Origin of the sequence: Photobacterium galatheae, from assembly GCF_000695255.1 — a bacterium.
Taxonomy (GTDB): domain Bacteria; phylum Pseudomonadota; class Gammaproteobacteria; order Enterobacterales; family Vibrionaceae; genus Photobacterium; species Photobacterium galatheae.
Map to the genome: position 1 here is coordinate 1 of NZ_JMIB01000007.1, position 14,950 is coordinate 14,950.

Sequence of the window (14,950 nt, forward strand, 5' to 3'; positions counted from 1 at the left end):
AATCCTTCTCCCTCCACCATCTTTTCCGAGAGCTGCACTTTGTTGCTTTCTTTGGCTGAAAAGCCTGACAATACGCAAAATCCCGTGGAGGGATTCCCGAGTGGCCAAAGGGATCAGACTGTAAATCTGACGGCTCCGCCTTCGAAGGTTCGAATCCTTCTCCCTCCACCATCTTTTAAGCCAGTGCATTGCACTGGCTTTTTTCTTTTCACTTCTCTTCAGATTGATTGAACCCGCAAATCTCACTTCTGCGACTTTGAGAATTCTGTGTCATTCACAGCACGCCCCTTAAATTTCCGCCACAAAAAAGGACTACACTCAAACGAACAACTGTGACCTTTATCACTATCAAAGCCGTATGAGGACAGTGGTATGCCTGACAAAGTCCATAAACTCAATCTGACCCCGCCCCCGTGGCATACCATGCGCGTTCTGGTGATTGATGATCAGCACAGTGCACAGAGCTTAATGAAAGGCATGCTCCTGCAAATTGGCATTCGCCATATTGATACTGCCTCAACCTATCGTGAAGCGATCAACCATTGTCAGCACACCACCTACCAGCTCATTCTCGTCGATTATCATCTGGATCACACCCTAACCGGCAGTGAACTGATCAGCCTGTTGCGGAAGAAACAACTTCTGAGCCCGGAATGCGGACTGGTCATCTTCTCAGCTGATACCAGCACCCGGGTTGTGCTCGCTGCTCTGGCCGTTGAACCAGATGCCTTTCTGACACTGCCCATGCCAGTGATCAGTCTGCAAAACAAACTCTGTCAGGCATGGCAGAACAGTCAGGCCCGTCATCCTGTCTACCAGCGATTAACAACACAAGGGCTGACCGAGGGCATTCGGTACTGTAAACAACAACTACTCAAACATGGCCCGGACTACCAGCTTGAACATCTGCTGCTGGATATGCTGATGGAGAGCCAGGACTGGCCGCAGGCACAACGCTACACCAGCCTGTTCCGGAAATATCACCCTTGCGTCAAAGTGTCACTGACTGAAGCACGTCTGTATGCTCAGGCCGGAGACAAGCCCCAAGCCATGCAGCATTTACAACATTTACTCGAAAAATCGCCGTTATGTCTGGAAGCGCTGGATTTGCTGGCCAACTATCAAGCCGAAAATCAAGAAGTGCTTGCGGCGCTGACAACCGCACAGCGTGCCCTGAAGCTATCGCCATCAGCCAGCCATCGAGCATTGAAAGTAGCGCAACTGGCAGCGAAATCAGGGCAAAGTGAACCCTTAGTTCAGGCGGGTATGACGCTGGCAACCCATCTGCCCATCATTGATATCGGATGGATCATCTGTCTGGCAGAGTTCAGTGATACATTCGAACAACTCTACTTCACAACACCGTCTGCACAGACACAACGACAGCTCAAAGTACAATTGCTTAAAATCACGCAGCGGGCGCATCATCGTCTGCTGCCCGCCCAACGTCACTTTCTGTATTGTTTCCAACAGCTCGTACTTGCCCGCCTGTTACTGGCACAGGGATCTGCACTCAAAGCGAAACGACGGCTGCTGCTTGGGCTGTCTGGCTACTTCAACTGCATCCATAAATTACCGTCCGTTATTCTGGCTGAAGCGTTACCGTTGCTCTTACAACTGGGCGAAACCACCCTGATTGCTGATGCCTGTCAGGCTCTGAAACACAGAAACCGGTTCGATGGCCACAGCCGACACCGCTTACAGGCGCTGCGAGAAAACAGTCTGGCGTTTGACGCCTTGCGCTGGCTCGAGACCACGCTGAAAACCGCACAGGCGGCCAGGCTGCCCCGCCCTGCACAGGCGTTATTTCACTTTGAAACGATTCTCCGTGACTATCCCCTGTGCAGTGAAGCACACCTTGGTCGTATCGACTGTTTGCTCAGAATGCCCGGTACCGTTCCTCCCGAACTGTATCGTCAGAGCCTGACAGCCGTTCGCTTCATGCCGCTCCCCCCCGAACTCGCGACATGGCGGCATGCATTAAGCAATGAGCTACAGACCCACAAGAATCTGAGTCTGCAGCGCCAGATCAGCGCGATTCAACGGGAATTGCCTCCCATTCAGATAACCACCTGGTCACCCCTTCTGCATTAATATCAGACGTCCCGACCGTGTGGTGAGTCCAGATCAAGTGCCGGGCCCGCAGGCACAACACCGGTCGGGTTGATCATCTGGTGACTGAAATAGTAATGGCGCTTGATCTGCTCAAAATCGACCGTCTCAGCCACCCCCGGGATCTGATAAAGCTCTTTGAGATACCCCTGTAAATTCGGATAGTCTGCGATACGCTGCTGATTACATTTAAAGTGGCCGACATACACTGCATCGAAACGAATCAGCGTTGTAAACAGTCGCCAGTCTGCTTCAGTCACCTGATCGCCGGTCAGATAGCGGCTTGATGCCAGATGTGTATCAACAGTGTCCAGTGCACTGAACAGCTCTGAAAATGCTGACTCGTAAGCGGCCTGTGTGGTCGCAAAACCACAGCGATATACGCCATTATTGATATTGGGATAAATGAAGTCATTCCAGCGTTCAATCTCCGGCTGCAACACCAGCGGATAGTAATCATCATGATTTCCGGTGATCGCATTGAATGCTGTATTCAGCATACGAATGATTTCAGACGACTCGTTACTGACAATCGTCTGCGTTTGTTTGTCCCAAAGCACCGGTACCGTGACCCTGCCGGTATAATCTGGCTTGGCCTTGGTGTAGAGCTGATGCATAAATTCAAATCCGTACAGGGGCTCCGGCTCTGTAAACGCCCAGCCGTGTTCCAGCATATCCGGGTCAACAACGGTTACCCCGATATGCTCGACCAGCCCTTTCAACTGGCGAAAAATTAAGGTTCGGTGCGCCCAGGGGCACGCCAGCGAGACATACAGGTGATAGCGTCCGGATTCAGCCGGAAAGCCTTGCTGCCCTTCCGGGCCCGATGTGCCATCTGCGGTCAGCCAGTGCCGGAACCCCGCGTCTTCACGCACAAATTTACCGTTCTGAGACTTCGTCTCATACCACACATCGTGCCAAACACCCTGAATCAGTTTTCCCATGTTTCCCTCGCCCGTGAGTCGATTTGCTCATCATTATAGGGAAGACATTTTCACCAGTCGGCGCAGAAAATCCGGCAGAGATCATCAGGATATTCGAACGGACTTTGACAGCGCTTACGCTCATTCTGCCTCTGTGCTAGGATGACTTTCTTTCCCACGCTGACAGAACAGAACTCAAATGAAAGTCATCTCATTTAATATCAATGGATTAAGAGCAAGACTCCATCAACTGCAAGCCGTCATTGATAAACATCAGCCGGATGTGATCGGACTGCAGGAAATCAAAGTTCATGACGAAGCCTTCCCGTTAGAAGACGTCGAAGCTATGGGCTACAAGGTGTATCACCATGGCCAGAAAGGCCACTATGGTGTGGCACTGTTATGCAAACAAGAGCCTGTGCATGTCCGCAAGGGCTTCCCGACGGATGATGATGAAGCGCAGCGCCGGATGATCATGGCAACCTTCGAGCAGGAAAATGGCAAGTCGGTGACCATTCTGAACGGTTATTTCCCTCAGGGTGACAACATCAATCACGAGATCAAATTTCCGGCCAAAGAAAAATTCTATGCGGATTTGATGACCTATCTTGAGACGCACCACAGCAGCGATGAAGAACTGATTGTCATGGGGGATATCAACATCAGCCCAATCGATCTGGATATCGGTATCGGCCCGCAAAACGCCAAGCGCTGGCTCAAAACCGGTAAATGTTCATTCCAGCCAATTGAACGCGAGTGGCTGAAAAAGCTGCTGGACTGGGGTTTTGTGGATACCTTCCGTCAGTTGCACCCAGAAGCGGATGACAAATTCTCATGGTTTGATTACCGCTCCAAAGGATTTGACGACAACCGCGGTCTGCGCATTGACGTGGTTCTGGCGACTCCGGCACTGGCCGCTCGCTGTCAGGAGGCAGGGATTGACTACGAGCTGCGCGGCATTGAAAAACCATCCGACCACGCGCCAATCTGGTCTGTGTTCAGCTAAAACCCCATCTCAAGACAGAATACATCACCGAAAAAGCCAGGGCATCAAACCCTGGCTTTTGATTCTGTGGAACACGGCTGGATCAGCTCAATGCTTTCATATGACGCAAATAGCGACCTTCCAGTTTGCGGAAAGCCCAGATCACGGTAAACGTCAGCACCATGTAACACAGACCAGCAAACAGGAACGACTCGAACGGGGCGTAGTAACGGGAGTTCACAATGCGTGCCGCACCGGTCAGATCGATAATGGTGACGATACCGGCCACAGCGGAACCATGAATCATAAAGATCACTTCGTTACTGTAAGCGGGCAAAGCACGGCGGAGCGAACTTGGCAGGATAATGCGGCTGAAGGCCTGTAAGTGACTCATCCCGTAAGCTTTCGCAGCTTCGACCTCGCCTTTTGTCATACTGTTGATCGAGCCCCGCACAATTTCAGCAGTATAAGCGGCGGTGTTGAGCACAAATGCCACCAATGCGCAGAACCAGGCTTCTTCCCACAGCGTACCCTGTACACTCATAAACTGGCTGATGCCGTAATAAATCAGGTACAACTGCACCAGTAGTGGCGTGCCGCGGAAAAAATAAATGTATGCCCAGGCCGGACCATAGATCACAGGATTCTTGCTGTTACGGGCCACTCCCATCGGAATTGCAATCACCAGACCAATCACCAGCGCCAGTGCAACCATCCAGAGTGTCGTATAAAAACCTTGCAGGTACAGCTGCCAGCTGTCTGTCAGAATACTAAAGTCCATCTCTTACCTCGTATGGATACTGAACCGACGCTCTGCCCACTTCAGTGCAGAAGTAGAAAGCGAGGTAAATACCAGAAACAGCACCGCAATCGCCATATAGAAGGTAAACGGCATCTGCGTTGTACCTGCGGCCAGCGATCCCTTACGGACCATGTCATCCAGACCGATAATCGAAACCAGTGCTGTGGTTTTCAGCAGGACCAGCCAGTTGTTCCCAAAACCCGGCAGGGCATGGCGGATCATTTGTGGTAACAGCACCCGGCGAAAAGACATCGCACTGCTCATGCCATAAGCTTTGGCAGCTTCCAGCTCACCTTTATCGACCGCCATGATCGCACCCCGGAAGGTTTCCGCCATATAAGCCCCGAAGATAAATCCTATCGTCAAAATACCAGCGATGAATGGGCTGACCTCTACATAATCCGGCAGATAAGCCGTCCATTCATGGTTTGGATCCGACGAGGTGAAATAGTTGTTCAGCCACTCATTGATGCCGTAGAGACTGTTGTTCAGCAGCACCTGGCCACCAAAAAAGATCAGCATCATCAGCACCAGATCCGGAATACCGCGGATCACAGTGGTGTATACCGTGGCCGTCAGACGTGCTGTACGGTAGCGGGAAAGTTTCGCCAGTGCACCTAGCATGCCCAGCGTCATCGCCAGCAGCAGAGACAGCAAGGCAACCTGTAAGGTGATCCATGCGCCTTCCACCAGCGACCATTCGTATCCTTTTAAATCCAGCAAGGGTCACTCCTTTAAACTGCAAAGGGTTTGCGATGTAAAAAGTGCCGAGCCACCTGTGACCCGGCACTCTCTCATTCATATCGCGTATTTCACCGGGAGACGAATCATTGTCTCAGTCTTCGTGATTAGTCGCCGTAAACATCGTAAGAGAAGTATTTATCCTGGATTTGCTTGTAAACGCCTTTCTCACGCAGCGACAGAATGGCTTTATCCAGCTTCTGGGTCAGGTCTTTGTCCTGCTTACGGGTCGCAATACCGAAACCTTCACCGAACCATTTCGGATCTGTCAGCGAAGGACCAATGAATTCATAGCCATCGCCACCCTCTTTGTTCAACAGACCTTCTTCCAGTGCAGAGGCATCACCCAGCACGGCAGCAATACGGCCTGCTTTCAGATCCAGGTACGCATCGTCGAATGAACCGTAACGCACAATCTCAACGGAATCGCCGAAGTTGTCTGTCAGGTACTTATCATGCGTGGTCGCACGCTGAACACCAATTTTCACGCCCTTCAGGCCCTCTTTCGAGAAATCCAGCTGGGTGCCTTTCTTGGCCACGTATTTATTCGGAATCAGAGCATACTTGTTCGTAAAGTCGACTTTCTTCTTCCGCTCTTCAGTGATCGACATGGCGGCAATGATGGCATCGTACTTACGGGCCAGCAGTGAAGGGATGATACCGTCCCAGTCCTGCGCGACGATCTTACATTTGGCTTCCAGTTCCTGACACAATGCATTGGCCATATCGACGTCAAAACCCTTCAGCTCACCACTTGGCTCAGTCCAGCTGAATGGAGGATAGGCGCCTTCGATACCAAAACGAATTTCTTTCCACTCTTTCGCCTGAGCCGAGGTCACACCCAGAGCAGAAACGACTGCGGCAGCCAAAATCCATTTTTTCATTGTCTTACTCCTGTTGTATTTGCAACAACCCGCTCTGAAACCCGGGTTGAAAGATTCGCTGAATCAGCGAAGTTATGAGTTATTCGGTTTGAGTAAAACCCAATCCATATTTTAGTAAATCGACGAAATAAATTGCTTTAATCTTTCTGAGTCCGGGTTTTGGAACAGTTTCTGGGGCGCCCCCTGCTCTTCCACCAGCCCCTGATGCAAGAACATCACCTGATTGGAAACATCACGGGCGAAAGCCATCTCGTGTGTCACCACCAGCATCGTCCGGCCTTCCTGCGCTAGGTCCTGCATGACTCCCAGAACTTCCCCGACCAGTTCAGGGTCAAGTGCCGAAGTCGGTTCATCAAACAGCATAACTTCCGGATCAACGGCCAGCGCACGGGCAATCGCTGCACGCTGCTGCTGGCCACCCGACAAATGTCCCGGGTAATAATGACGTCTTTCGTACAGGCCAACTTTCTTCAGCAGCGCTTCCGCTTTTTCAATTGCTTCTGCTTTCGGTACACCCAGCACATGAACCGGCGCTTCAATTACATTCCCCAGGACCGTCATATGAGACCAAAGGTTAAAGCCCTGAAAGACCATCGCCAGTCGGGAACGGATCCGTTGTACCTGACGCTCGTCCACAGGTAAAAACTCACCGCGACGGTTATTTTTCATTTTAATGAGTTCACCGTTGACCCAGATCTCTCCCTGAGTCGGAGTTTCCAACAGGTTAATACAGCGAAGAAATGTACTTTTACCTGAACCTGATGAACCAATGATGGAGATCACATCCCCCCGGTGCGCTGTCAGTGAAATTCCTTTCAGCACTTCGTTCTGGCCAAAAGATTTATGTAAATCCTTTACTTCAAGCGCTACTGCATCTGTCATGCGCTTTGTCTCCTGTTGCTTTGTCAAACCCATAGACTGCATTGAAAACAAGTCATGCAAATCTGGCTAAATGTATTCCATCCTGTCAGCACGAAGCTTTATGCATGGTGCCAGACACCAACCAATCGACACCTTTAACACCATTAACACAAGACCAACATATCAGGAACAAAGAAAACTGTTTCAGAAATCGGCTTGTTTCACTGCGTGATTTCTTTATACCGCTAACTTTATTTTTTTATCAATCAATTAGTGGACATTCCGTTCTTTGTGCTTCAACTGCCTGAAAGACAGTAAGATAGTCTGTTTTCGCATCCCTTTGTCGAAGGTATCACCACGAACCCGGATTAACAACATTTTGTTAACGTTCGAATTTTAGCATTATAAGATGAAAAATTCGCATATTTAATCATTAAATCCTGACAAGTGATTATTCTTCGAACACAATAGAATCTCACTAATTATAGATAGAAACTCGGTTTCATAATTTTTCTCTCCCTACTTTCCGATCATAAAACACAGGCAGATGGGGTAAACGCTGGGAAAACAAAGCTACACAGGCCGTTGCCGGAAATGAGCGCAGGCAAAGCTTTTCATCGGAATGTGATGTCATGGCATGGTTCTCTCCTGATTGCAGCATCAATGTTCATGCCTTTTTTCACCGGCGAGATGAGCCATCAAAATGGGTTAAAGTGGAAAAACATGCAGATTGAGTAACTGATCATGTTCTAGCGAATCGGGCAGAAATTTAGCCAGAACTTGACGACGCTTACAGAAATACTGCCATCTACCACGCTAAACGCCTTTCCCATCCAGAATATTAGTGATGATTACACCGCTTCTGGCCCCCCTTGCACCAATCCAAAGAACACAATTTACGTAAATTAATTACACAAAGTTGTCAGAATGGCCGTAATCACCGAGACGCGTGGTGCATTTTTGTAGTTTTCCTTCATTTGAGAGGAGCTAATGATCAGGATCAAATTTGCAGTGGGTAAGCGGGAGTAAACTAACACCATAATCAATATTCGATGCCAACTGAGCATCCGTACCGGATTCAGGCCCGATTCCCGGTACACACAAAAAGAATTTCTGACTTGTAGAACGAGGCCCGCTATGTCATCAAACATTCAATACGGTGACGTCCATACCGAGGTGGAAACCGATAGTTATTCGGCCCACCATCAACCTGCCAGTGCATTTCCAAACCGCTCACGCTATCTGGATCATGAACTGCAGATCATGAAACCCCGCCGCTGGGGACTCAACCTGCCCGGCCGTGATTTCCGGTTCGAATGGGAAGACTTAGTCCCAGCCATTGCCGGAACCATTGGCATCATCGCCATGTATTCCGCTGTGATGTCGGCTTATGCAGCCGCCTTCGGACTCGGCCCTGAATTTGTGGTTGAAAACGTCCGGGTCGAAATGCTGGTTTCGGCATCCCTCTTTTGTATCCTTGTCTCCGGCTTTTTAAACCCACGCGCCAACCTGGCCGGTAACCATGGTCCGATGATCCCAATGATTGGCATGATTGCTGCGGCAGGCGGACACCCGTTGGCCTTAGGGATTTTGCTGGGTGGTTTTGGTTTAGCACTCAGCATGTGTAAAGGGGGCTCACGGCTGGTCAAGCTCACCAGTGACGGGGTTGCCGGTGGCTTGCTGATCTTCCTGGGCTTTGTCGGGTCAACCGGCCAGATCAAGAGCCTGCTGAGCTGGGGCAGCGACATCAACATGGGTTATGTGGCCGTTCTGATTCTTTTTGTCAGCATTGTGCTGTACGCATTCCTGGCCCGAATAGGCAAACGCTGGCTGGCAATTCCGGTCTGTGCCGTCACCGGTGGCATCATTGCTGCTGTGATGGGTGCTCCTTTTGAATTCCATACCACCCCGGGACTACCCAACCTGAATCCGGCTTACTGGTGGGGATCCACTGAAACTGGCTGGAAACTGGGCTTACCGACCGTAGAGCATTTCATTGCCTCTTTACCGTTTGCCCTGCTGGCCGTTGCGATGTGGTCTCCGGACTTCCTGGGCCACCGTATCTTCCAGGAAATGAACTACCCTGAGAAAACCGACAAGGTCCTGATGGATGTCGATGACACCATGACCGGCTGCTCTGTTCGCCAAATCGTTGGTGCAGCCTTTGGTGGCGGAAATGTCACCTCATCCTGGGGCACTTATATGATTCCGGCTGCCATTGCGAAACGTCCGATTCCGGCGGGTGCAATTTTACTGGGCAGCATCTGTATCATCGTTGCCATTATCGGTTATCCGATGGACATCGCAATCTGGCCACCAGTCATGACAATTGCGCTGCTGGCTGGTGTGTTCCTGCCACTGCTGGAAGCCGGTATGCAAATGGTAAAAGATGCCAAATCCAGCCAATCTGCGGGGATCTGTATCTTTGCCTCGATGGCCGTCAACCCGGTCTTCGGCTGGGCGGTGACCATGCTGCTGGATAACAATGGTCTGATTGGCGACAAAGATCGTCCGAATCACCTGACACTGGCTGACCGCCTCATCATTCCGGGTCTGACACTGATTGTCTGTCTGGGTGCCATGCTGGCGGTAGGCATGATTCCAGGTATCCCTGCGCTGCTGGGATAATCAGGAACAATATGAAATATTTAGCATAGCCGTGCGGTACATCAAAGCCCGGCTCAGTGAAAACTGAAATACTGATACACATGCAGTCGCTGCACCGATGGTGCAGCACCTGTAACACTTTCTACTGACGAATAACAGGTAGGTATACTATGGCAGACCAATTTGCTAACGCTTGGGAAAGCTTCGCTGCGGGTGACTGGCAAAACGAAGTCAACGTCCGCGACTTCATCCAGAAAAACTACACCCCTTATGAGGGCGATGAAGCTTTCCTGGTCAGCGAAGGTACGGCTGCAACCCAGCAGCTGTGGGCAAAAGTGATGGAAGGCATCAAACAGGAAAACGCAACTCATGCACCTGTTGACTTTGATACCTCAGTGATTTCAACCATTACCGCTCACGATGCCGGCTACATAGAGCAATCGCTGGAAACCATCGTCGGTCTGCAAACCGAAGCACCGCTGAAGCGTGCCATCATCCCGAATGGCGGTATCCGGATGGTTGAAAGCTCCTGTAAAGCCTACGATCGCGAACTGGATCCGCAAGTGAAGAAAATCTTCACGGAATACCGTAAAACCCATAATCAGGGTGTGTTCGACATCTATACCCCGGACATCATGAAATGCCGTAAATCCGGTGTACTGACCGGTCTGCCGGATGCCTATGGCCGTGGCCGTATCATCGGTGACTACCGTCGTATTGCACTGTACGGTATTGATTATCTGATGCAGGACAAATTCGCGCAGTTCACTTCTCTGCAAGAAAAGTTTGAACAAGGCGAAGACCTGCAAATGACCATGCAGCTGCGTGAAGAAATTGCAGAGCAGCACCGAGCACTGGGCCAGATGAAAGAAATGGCAGCCAAATACGGTTTCGATATTTCCCGTCCGGCAGAAACAGCACAGGAAGCGATTCAGTGGACCTACTTCGGTTATCTGGCTGCGGTGAAGTCTCAGAACGGTGCAGCGATGTCTCTGGGTCGGACCTCGACCTTCCTCGACATCTATATTAATCGCGACCTGAAAGCCGGCAAGATCACCGAAGAACAAGCGCAGGAAATGATTGACCACTTCGTCATGAAACTGCGTATGGTTCGCTTCCTGCGTACACCTGAGTACGATGAGCTGTTCTCTGGCGACCCAATCTGGGCAACTGAATCTATCGGTGGTATGGGTGTTGACGGCCGTACGCTGGTATCGAAAACCAGCTTCCGTTTCCTGAACACGCTGTACACCATGGGCCCTAGCCCAGAGCCAAACATCACGGTGCTGTGGTCAGAAAGCCTGCCTGAAGGCTTCAAGAAGTTCTGTGCCAAAGTGTCCATCGACACCTCATCAATCCAGTATGAGAATGATGACCTGATGCGTCCGGACTTCGAGTCTGACGACTACGCCATTGCCTGCTGCGTTTCCCCGATGGTGGTCGGTAAGCACATGCAGTTCTTCGGGGCCCGTGCCAACCTGGCCAAAACGCTGCTGTACGCAATCAACGGCGGTGTGGATGAGAAACTGAAAATCCAGATCGGTCCGAAGTCAGCGCCGATGACAGATGCAGTGCTGGATTACGACAAAGTGATGGCAAGCCTGGATTCTTTCATGGACTGGCTGGCCACTCAGTACGTCACCGCACTGAACTCCATTCACTTTATGCATGATAAATACAGCTATGAAGCGGCCCTGATGGCGCTGCACGACCGTGACGTCCGCCGGACGATGGCCTGTGGTATTGCTGGTCTGTCTGTCGCAGCCGACTCCTTGTCTGCCATTAAGTACGCCAAAGTGAAACCGGTTCGTGATGAAGACGGTATTGCGACCGACTTTGACATTGAAGGCGATTATCCGAAATTCGGGAACAATGACGCCCGTGTCGATGACATCGCCTGTGATCTGGTAGAACGCTTCATGAACAAGATTCGTCAGTTAAAGACCTATCGTGATGCAGTTCCGACGCAGTCTATTCTGACCATCACTTCAAACGTGGTGTACGGGAAGAAAACCGGGAACACGCCAGATGGTCGCCGTGCCGGTCAGCCATTTGCACCGGGTGCCAACCCAATGCACGGCCGTGATGAAAAAGGTGCGGTTGCTTCACTGACCTCTGTCGGTAAACTGCCGTTCGCACACGCCAAAGACGGTATCTCTTATACCTTCTCTATTGTGCCGAACGCACTGGGTAAATCCGACGATGCACGCCGTGCGAATCTGGCAGGTCTGATGGATGGTTACTTCCACCACGAAGCCGGTCTTGAAGGCGGCCAGCACCTGAACGTCAACGTGCTGAACCGTGAAACACTGGAAGATGCAGTGAAACATCCGGAAAAATACCCGCAACTGACTATCCGGGTATCCGGCTATGCGGTACGATTCAACTCACTGACCACAGAGCAACAGCAGGACGTGATTGCACGGACCTTCACTGAATCTCTGTAAGACTTTACCGGACAGGTCACTGTCCGGTTTTCTTGCTCCCTACGGCTTCCCAGCCGTAGGGAATATACCCAAGTAACCATCAGAAGATCCCGTTCCCAGCGAACAGCCATCTTGAGGTGACTTGGGTATATTATTGAAGAGCGACACCAAGCATTATCGGGGGAGCGCGCATATGTCCGTAAAAGGCCGCATTCATTCATTCGAGTCCTGTGGCACCGTTGACGGGCCAGGGATCCGGTTCATCGTCTTCATGCAGGGGTGCCTGCTGCGCTGCCAGTACTGCCACAACCGCGATACCTGGGATCTGGAAGACGGTCAGGAAATTACCGTCGATGAACTCATGAAAGAAGCACTTTCCTATCGTCACTTTATGAACGCATCCGGCGGCGGGGTGACGGCCTCCGGCGGAGAGGCCATTCTGCAACCTGAATTCATTCGCGATTTCTTCCGGGCTGCCAAAGCAGAGAACATCCATACCTGCCTGGATACCAACGGTTATGTCCGCAAACATACGCCCGTGATTGATGAACTGCTTGATGTAACGGATCTGGTGCTGCTGGATATCAAACAGATTGATGATGACATCCACCACGATCTGGTGGGTGTTCCCAACAAGCGCATTCTGGATTTTGCCCGCTATCTGCACAAAATCGGCCAGAAAACCTGGATCCGCCATGTGGTTGTGCCGGGGTTCACGGATACCGAGACCTCCGCCCGTTTATTAGGCGAATTCATCAAAGATATGGACAACGTTGAGAAAGTTGAGCTATTGCCGTATCACCAGTTAGGTGCCCATAAGTGGGAAGCCATGGGCTATGACTACCCACTGGAAGGGGTCAAACCACCGTCAAAAGAAGTGATGGAAAAAGTCAAAAATGTGCTGTCTGAGTATCACCCGAATGTGATGTACTGAACGGATTCTCGCTGGTGCAATCGACGCTGCCGTCATGCCTGCACCAGTGAGAAACCTACAAACAAATTTATTTATCCTGCCTGTAAATGTAATCACGATCGGCAAACGTCCGAACCCATTCCGGCTTATAGACCACCAGCAATGTCGTTGCCATCCCATTGAGCAAAGCTTCCGGAAATAACAGCAGAGGAATTAAGAGCAGATAATTATCAACGATATACTGCCAGCGATACTCCCCTTCCAGCCAGATCCAGCTTCCGGTCAGTAACATATGAACGACCTGAGAGATCGCCCCATTGAAAAAAGCAGCCACGAAAATATAAACGAATAAATGGCGAGGCAGATAGCGGTAACTCAACAGGAAAATACCATAGCTGACCAAAGCCGGCGCAACCACACCCGTCAGATTCACCAGCCCCAGATCCTGCCACGCTACCAACCCAAAGACGGCCAGCAGGAGACCAGGCAAGATGCTGATCCAGATGGCAATTCGCCAGCCATGTGACAAGGTCAGTACCGTCATCGCCAGAAAATGGACCTGAAGCCCGTCCACCAGCCCGGCACGCAAACTCCACAGCAGAAACAGCACCACTGCGGAGCCCAGCACCAGATGCTGATAATCTTTTTCCTGACTGAATTTCGGATAAAACTCTCTGGGATACGTACAGAGCAAAAGCACGAGCCAAACAGCCCAGCCTATCCAGGAAAGTGTTGTCATCAGTTACTTCCTTGTCATTGAAATTACGGTACATATGATCCAAGTTTCCGGCGGCACAATTATACATACGTGGCGAGATCATTTGACGAAAAAAAGCAGGAATACCCTGTCAGATCAATCCCTGTGCAGTCCATCCTGCTAAGCTGTAAACAGTGAAAAAATTGCAGGACATTGCTATGGAAATGACAAACGCCCAACGCCTCATTCTGTCGAACCAATACCGCCTGATGGCTCAGCTTGATGCAGCAAACGCCGCGAAATATGCACGTCTGCAAACCATTGTTGAGCGAGGTTATGGTCTGCAACTGCGGGAGCTGGACAAAGACTTTGGTGCCATTGATGAAACTGAATGCAAAGAAATTATCGAAGTGATGGAAATGCATCATGCCATGCAGGAATCCTGTAAGCAGCTATCAGAAGAGAACCAAAGCCAGGTCGACTGCCGACGACTCACATTTCTTGGCTTTGATGCCATCAGCGAACCCCAGCAAATGCACTATGTCCGCTTCCTTGCTGAGGTAGAAAAGCTTTATCCACATTTTCTGCCATCGGAGCACCACTTCAACAGTCATGTGCCCATGCAAAGTAAATACAGACGTATGCTGACCGTCTGGCAAAAGTGTCCCCGTCAGTACCATTTATCTGCCTCTGAAATTCAGCAAATCCTCAACGCCTGAATCACAGCAACAAAAGTTACATCAGTAACAAAAACCCGCTCAAAGATGGCAGCAAAGGCTGCCATCATCACCCTTTCCCGCATCCATATTGGTATTCCTGACGAAAATACGTCAGAGTATTGACACATCTTTTTGCAATTGGAAGATTGGCGAATGCTGATGTTCAGGTAGATTTATGTGATCCAAAGCATGCTTCATACAAATTTGGGTCAATATGGACACAAGCAATCGTGCCGGCACGGAAAAACCGATAGGCAATTAATACTTCAGCCAACCGCTT

12 protein-coding genes and 1 tRNA gene are annotated in these 14,950 nt (G+C 50.5%); 7 read left to right on the forward strand and 6 right to left on the reverse strand.

Going from position 1 to position 14,950, the window contains the following annotated elements:
- Nucleotides 1–86: 86 nt before the first annotated feature.
- Both EA58_RS05235 and EA58_RS05240 read left to right on the forward strand, forming a co-directional pair.
- Nucleotides 87–171 (forward strand) — tRNA-Tyr (locus tag EA58_RS05235).
- Between the two features lie 201 nt (nucleotides 172–372).
- Nucleotides 373–2,094, forward strand: coding sequence for a response regulator (locus EA58_RS05240; protein WP_051641907.1), 1,722 nt, complete (start codon nucleotides 373–375; stop codon nucleotides 2,092–2,094).
- A gap of 2 nt (nucleotides 2,095–2,096) precedes the next feature.
- Here EA58_RS05240 and EA58_RS05245 read toward each other — a convergent pair whose 3' ends face one another.
- Nucleotides 2,097–3,056, reverse strand: a complete 960-nt coding sequence (locus EA58_RS05245) for a glutathione S-transferase family protein (RefSeq protein WP_036749894.1) — start codon at nucleotides 3,054–3,056, stop codon at nucleotides 2,097–2,099.
- Between the two features lie 178 nt (nucleotides 3,057–3,234).
- Here EA58_RS05245 and xthA point away from each other — a divergent pair, with 178 nt between their 5' ends.
- Entirely contained in the window at nucleotides 3,235–4,041 is an 807-nt protein-coding gene (xthA, locus tag EA58_RS05250; RefSeq protein WP_036749896.1) for an exodeoxyribonuclease III, read from the forward strand.
- Nucleotides 4,042–4,123: 82 nt separating this feature from the next.
- Here the strand turns inward: xthA and EA58_RS05255 are convergent, their stop codons facing one another.
- The 4 genes from EA58_RS05255 to EA58_RS05270 form a co-directional block, all read right to left on the reverse strand.
- Nucleotides 4,124–4,801, reverse strand: coding sequence for an ABC transporter permease (locus EA58_RS05255; RefSeq protein WP_036749899.1), 678 nt, complete (start codon nucleotides 4,799–4,801; stop codon nucleotides 4,124–4,126).
- A 3-nt stretch (nucleotides 4,802–4,804) separates the two neighbouring features.
- Nucleotides 4,805–5,545 carry an ABC transporter permease gene (locus tag EA58_RS05260; protein WP_036749902.1) on the reverse strand — a complete coding sequence of 247 codons (741 nt, stop codon included), beginning with the start codon at nucleotides 5,543–5,545 and terminating at the stop codon, nucleotides 4,805–4,807.
- 125 nt (nucleotides 5,546–5,670) lie between these two features.
- Nucleotides 5,671–6,447, reverse strand: coding sequence for an ABC transporter substrate-binding protein (locus EA58_RS05265; protein ID WP_036749905.1), 777 nt, complete (start codon nucleotides 6,445–6,447; stop codon nucleotides 5,671–5,673).
- 111 nt (nucleotides 6,448–6,558) lie between these two features.
- Nucleotides 6,559–7,329, reverse strand: a complete 771-nt coding sequence (locus EA58_RS05270; protein WP_036749909.1) for an ABC transporter ATP-binding protein — start codon at nucleotides 7,327–7,329, stop codon at nucleotides 6,559–6,561.
- Between the two features lie 1,116 nt (nucleotides 7,330–8,445).
- Here EA58_RS05270 and EA58_RS05275 point away from each other — a divergent pair.
- From EA58_RS05275 to pflA, 3 genes are all read left to right on the forward strand, one after another.
- Entirely contained in the window at nucleotides 8,446–9,936 is a 1,491-nt protein-coding gene (locus EA58_RS05275; protein ID WP_036749911.1) for a DUF3360 family protein, read from the forward strand.
- Nucleotides 9,937–10,085: 149 nt separating this feature from the next.
- The gene (gene pflB / locus EA58_RS05280) at nucleotides 10,086–12,362 is read left to right on the forward strand and encodes a formate C-acetyltransferase (protein WP_036749913.1); all 2,277 of its coding nucleotides are present in this window, start codon (nucleotides 10,086–10,088) and stop codon (nucleotides 12,360–12,362) included.
- A gap of 172 nt (nucleotides 12,363–12,534) precedes the next feature.
- A complete protein-coding gene (pflA, locus tag EA58_RS05285) occupies nucleotides 12,535–13,275 on the forward strand; it encodes a pyruvate formate lyase 1-activating protein (protein ID WP_036749916.1) in 741 nt (246 codons plus the stop codon).
- A 67-nt stretch (nucleotides 13,276–13,342) separates the two neighbouring features.
- On the opposite strand, the gene EA58_RS05290 is transcribed toward pflA, so the two are convergent.
- Nucleotides 13,343–13,993, reverse strand: coding sequence for an energy-coupling factor ABC transporter permease (locus tag EA58_RS05290; RefSeq protein ID WP_036749919.1), 651 nt, complete (start codon nucleotides 13,991–13,993; stop codon nucleotides 13,343–13,345).
- Between the two features lie 176 nt (nucleotides 13,994–14,169).
- Between EA58_RS05290 and EA58_RS05295 the strand changes: the two genes are divergently transcribed.
- Nucleotides 14,170–14,670, forward strand: a complete 501-nt coding sequence (locus EA58_RS05295; RefSeq protein WP_036749922.1) for a YfbU family protein — start codon at nucleotides 14,170–14,172, stop codon at nucleotides 14,668–14,670.
- The last annotated feature ends 280 nt before the right edge of the window (nucleotides 14,671–14,950 follow it).

What these genes read in the sequence shown, in the direction of transcription:
- EA58_RS05240 (WP_051641907.1), top strand. Translation starts at nt 373, where the DNA reads ATGCCTGACAAAGTCCATAAACTCAATCTGACCCCGCCCCCGTGGCAT.
- EA58_RS05245 (WP_036749894.1), bottom strand. Translation starts at nt 3,056, where the DNA reads ATGGGAAAACTGATTCAGGGTGTTTGGCACGATGTGTGGTATGAGACG.
- xthA (WP_036749896.1), top strand. Translation starts at nt 3,235, where the DNA reads ATGAAAGTCATCTCATTTAATATCAATGGATTAAGAGCAAGACTCCAT.
- EA58_RS05255 (WP_036749899.1), bottom strand. Translation starts at nt 4,801, where the DNA reads ATGGACTTTAGTATTCTGACAGACAGCTGGCAGCTGTACCTGCAAGGT.
- EA58_RS05265 (WP_036749905.1), bottom strand. Translation starts at nt 6,447, where the DNA reads ATGAAAAAATGGATTTTGGCTGCCGCAGTCGTTTCTGCTCTGGGTGTG.
- EA58_RS05270 (WP_036749909.1), bottom strand. Translation starts at nt 7,329, where the DNA reads ATGACAGATGCAGTAGCGCTTGAAGTAAAGGATTTACATAAATCTTTT.
- EA58_RS05275 (WP_036749911.1), top strand. Translation starts at nt 8,446, where the DNA reads ATGTCATCAAACATTCAATACGGTGACGTCCATACCGAGGTGGAAACC.
- pflB (WP_036749913.1), top strand. Translation starts at nt 10,086, where the DNA reads ATGGCAGACCAATTTGCTAACGCTTGGGAAAGCTTCGCTGCGGGTGAC.
- pflA (WP_036749916.1), top strand. Translation starts at nt 12,535, where the DNA reads ATGTCCGTAAAAGGCCGCATTCATTCATTCGAGTCCTGTGGCACCGTT.
- EA58_RS05290 (WP_036749919.1), bottom strand. Translation starts at nt 13,993, where the DNA reads ATGACAACACTTTCCTGGATAGGCTGGGCTGTTTGGCTCGTGCTTTTG.
- EA58_RS05295 (WP_036749922.1), top strand. Translation starts at nt 14,170, where the DNA reads ATGGAAATGACAAACGCCCAACGCCTCATTCTGTCGAACCAATACCGC.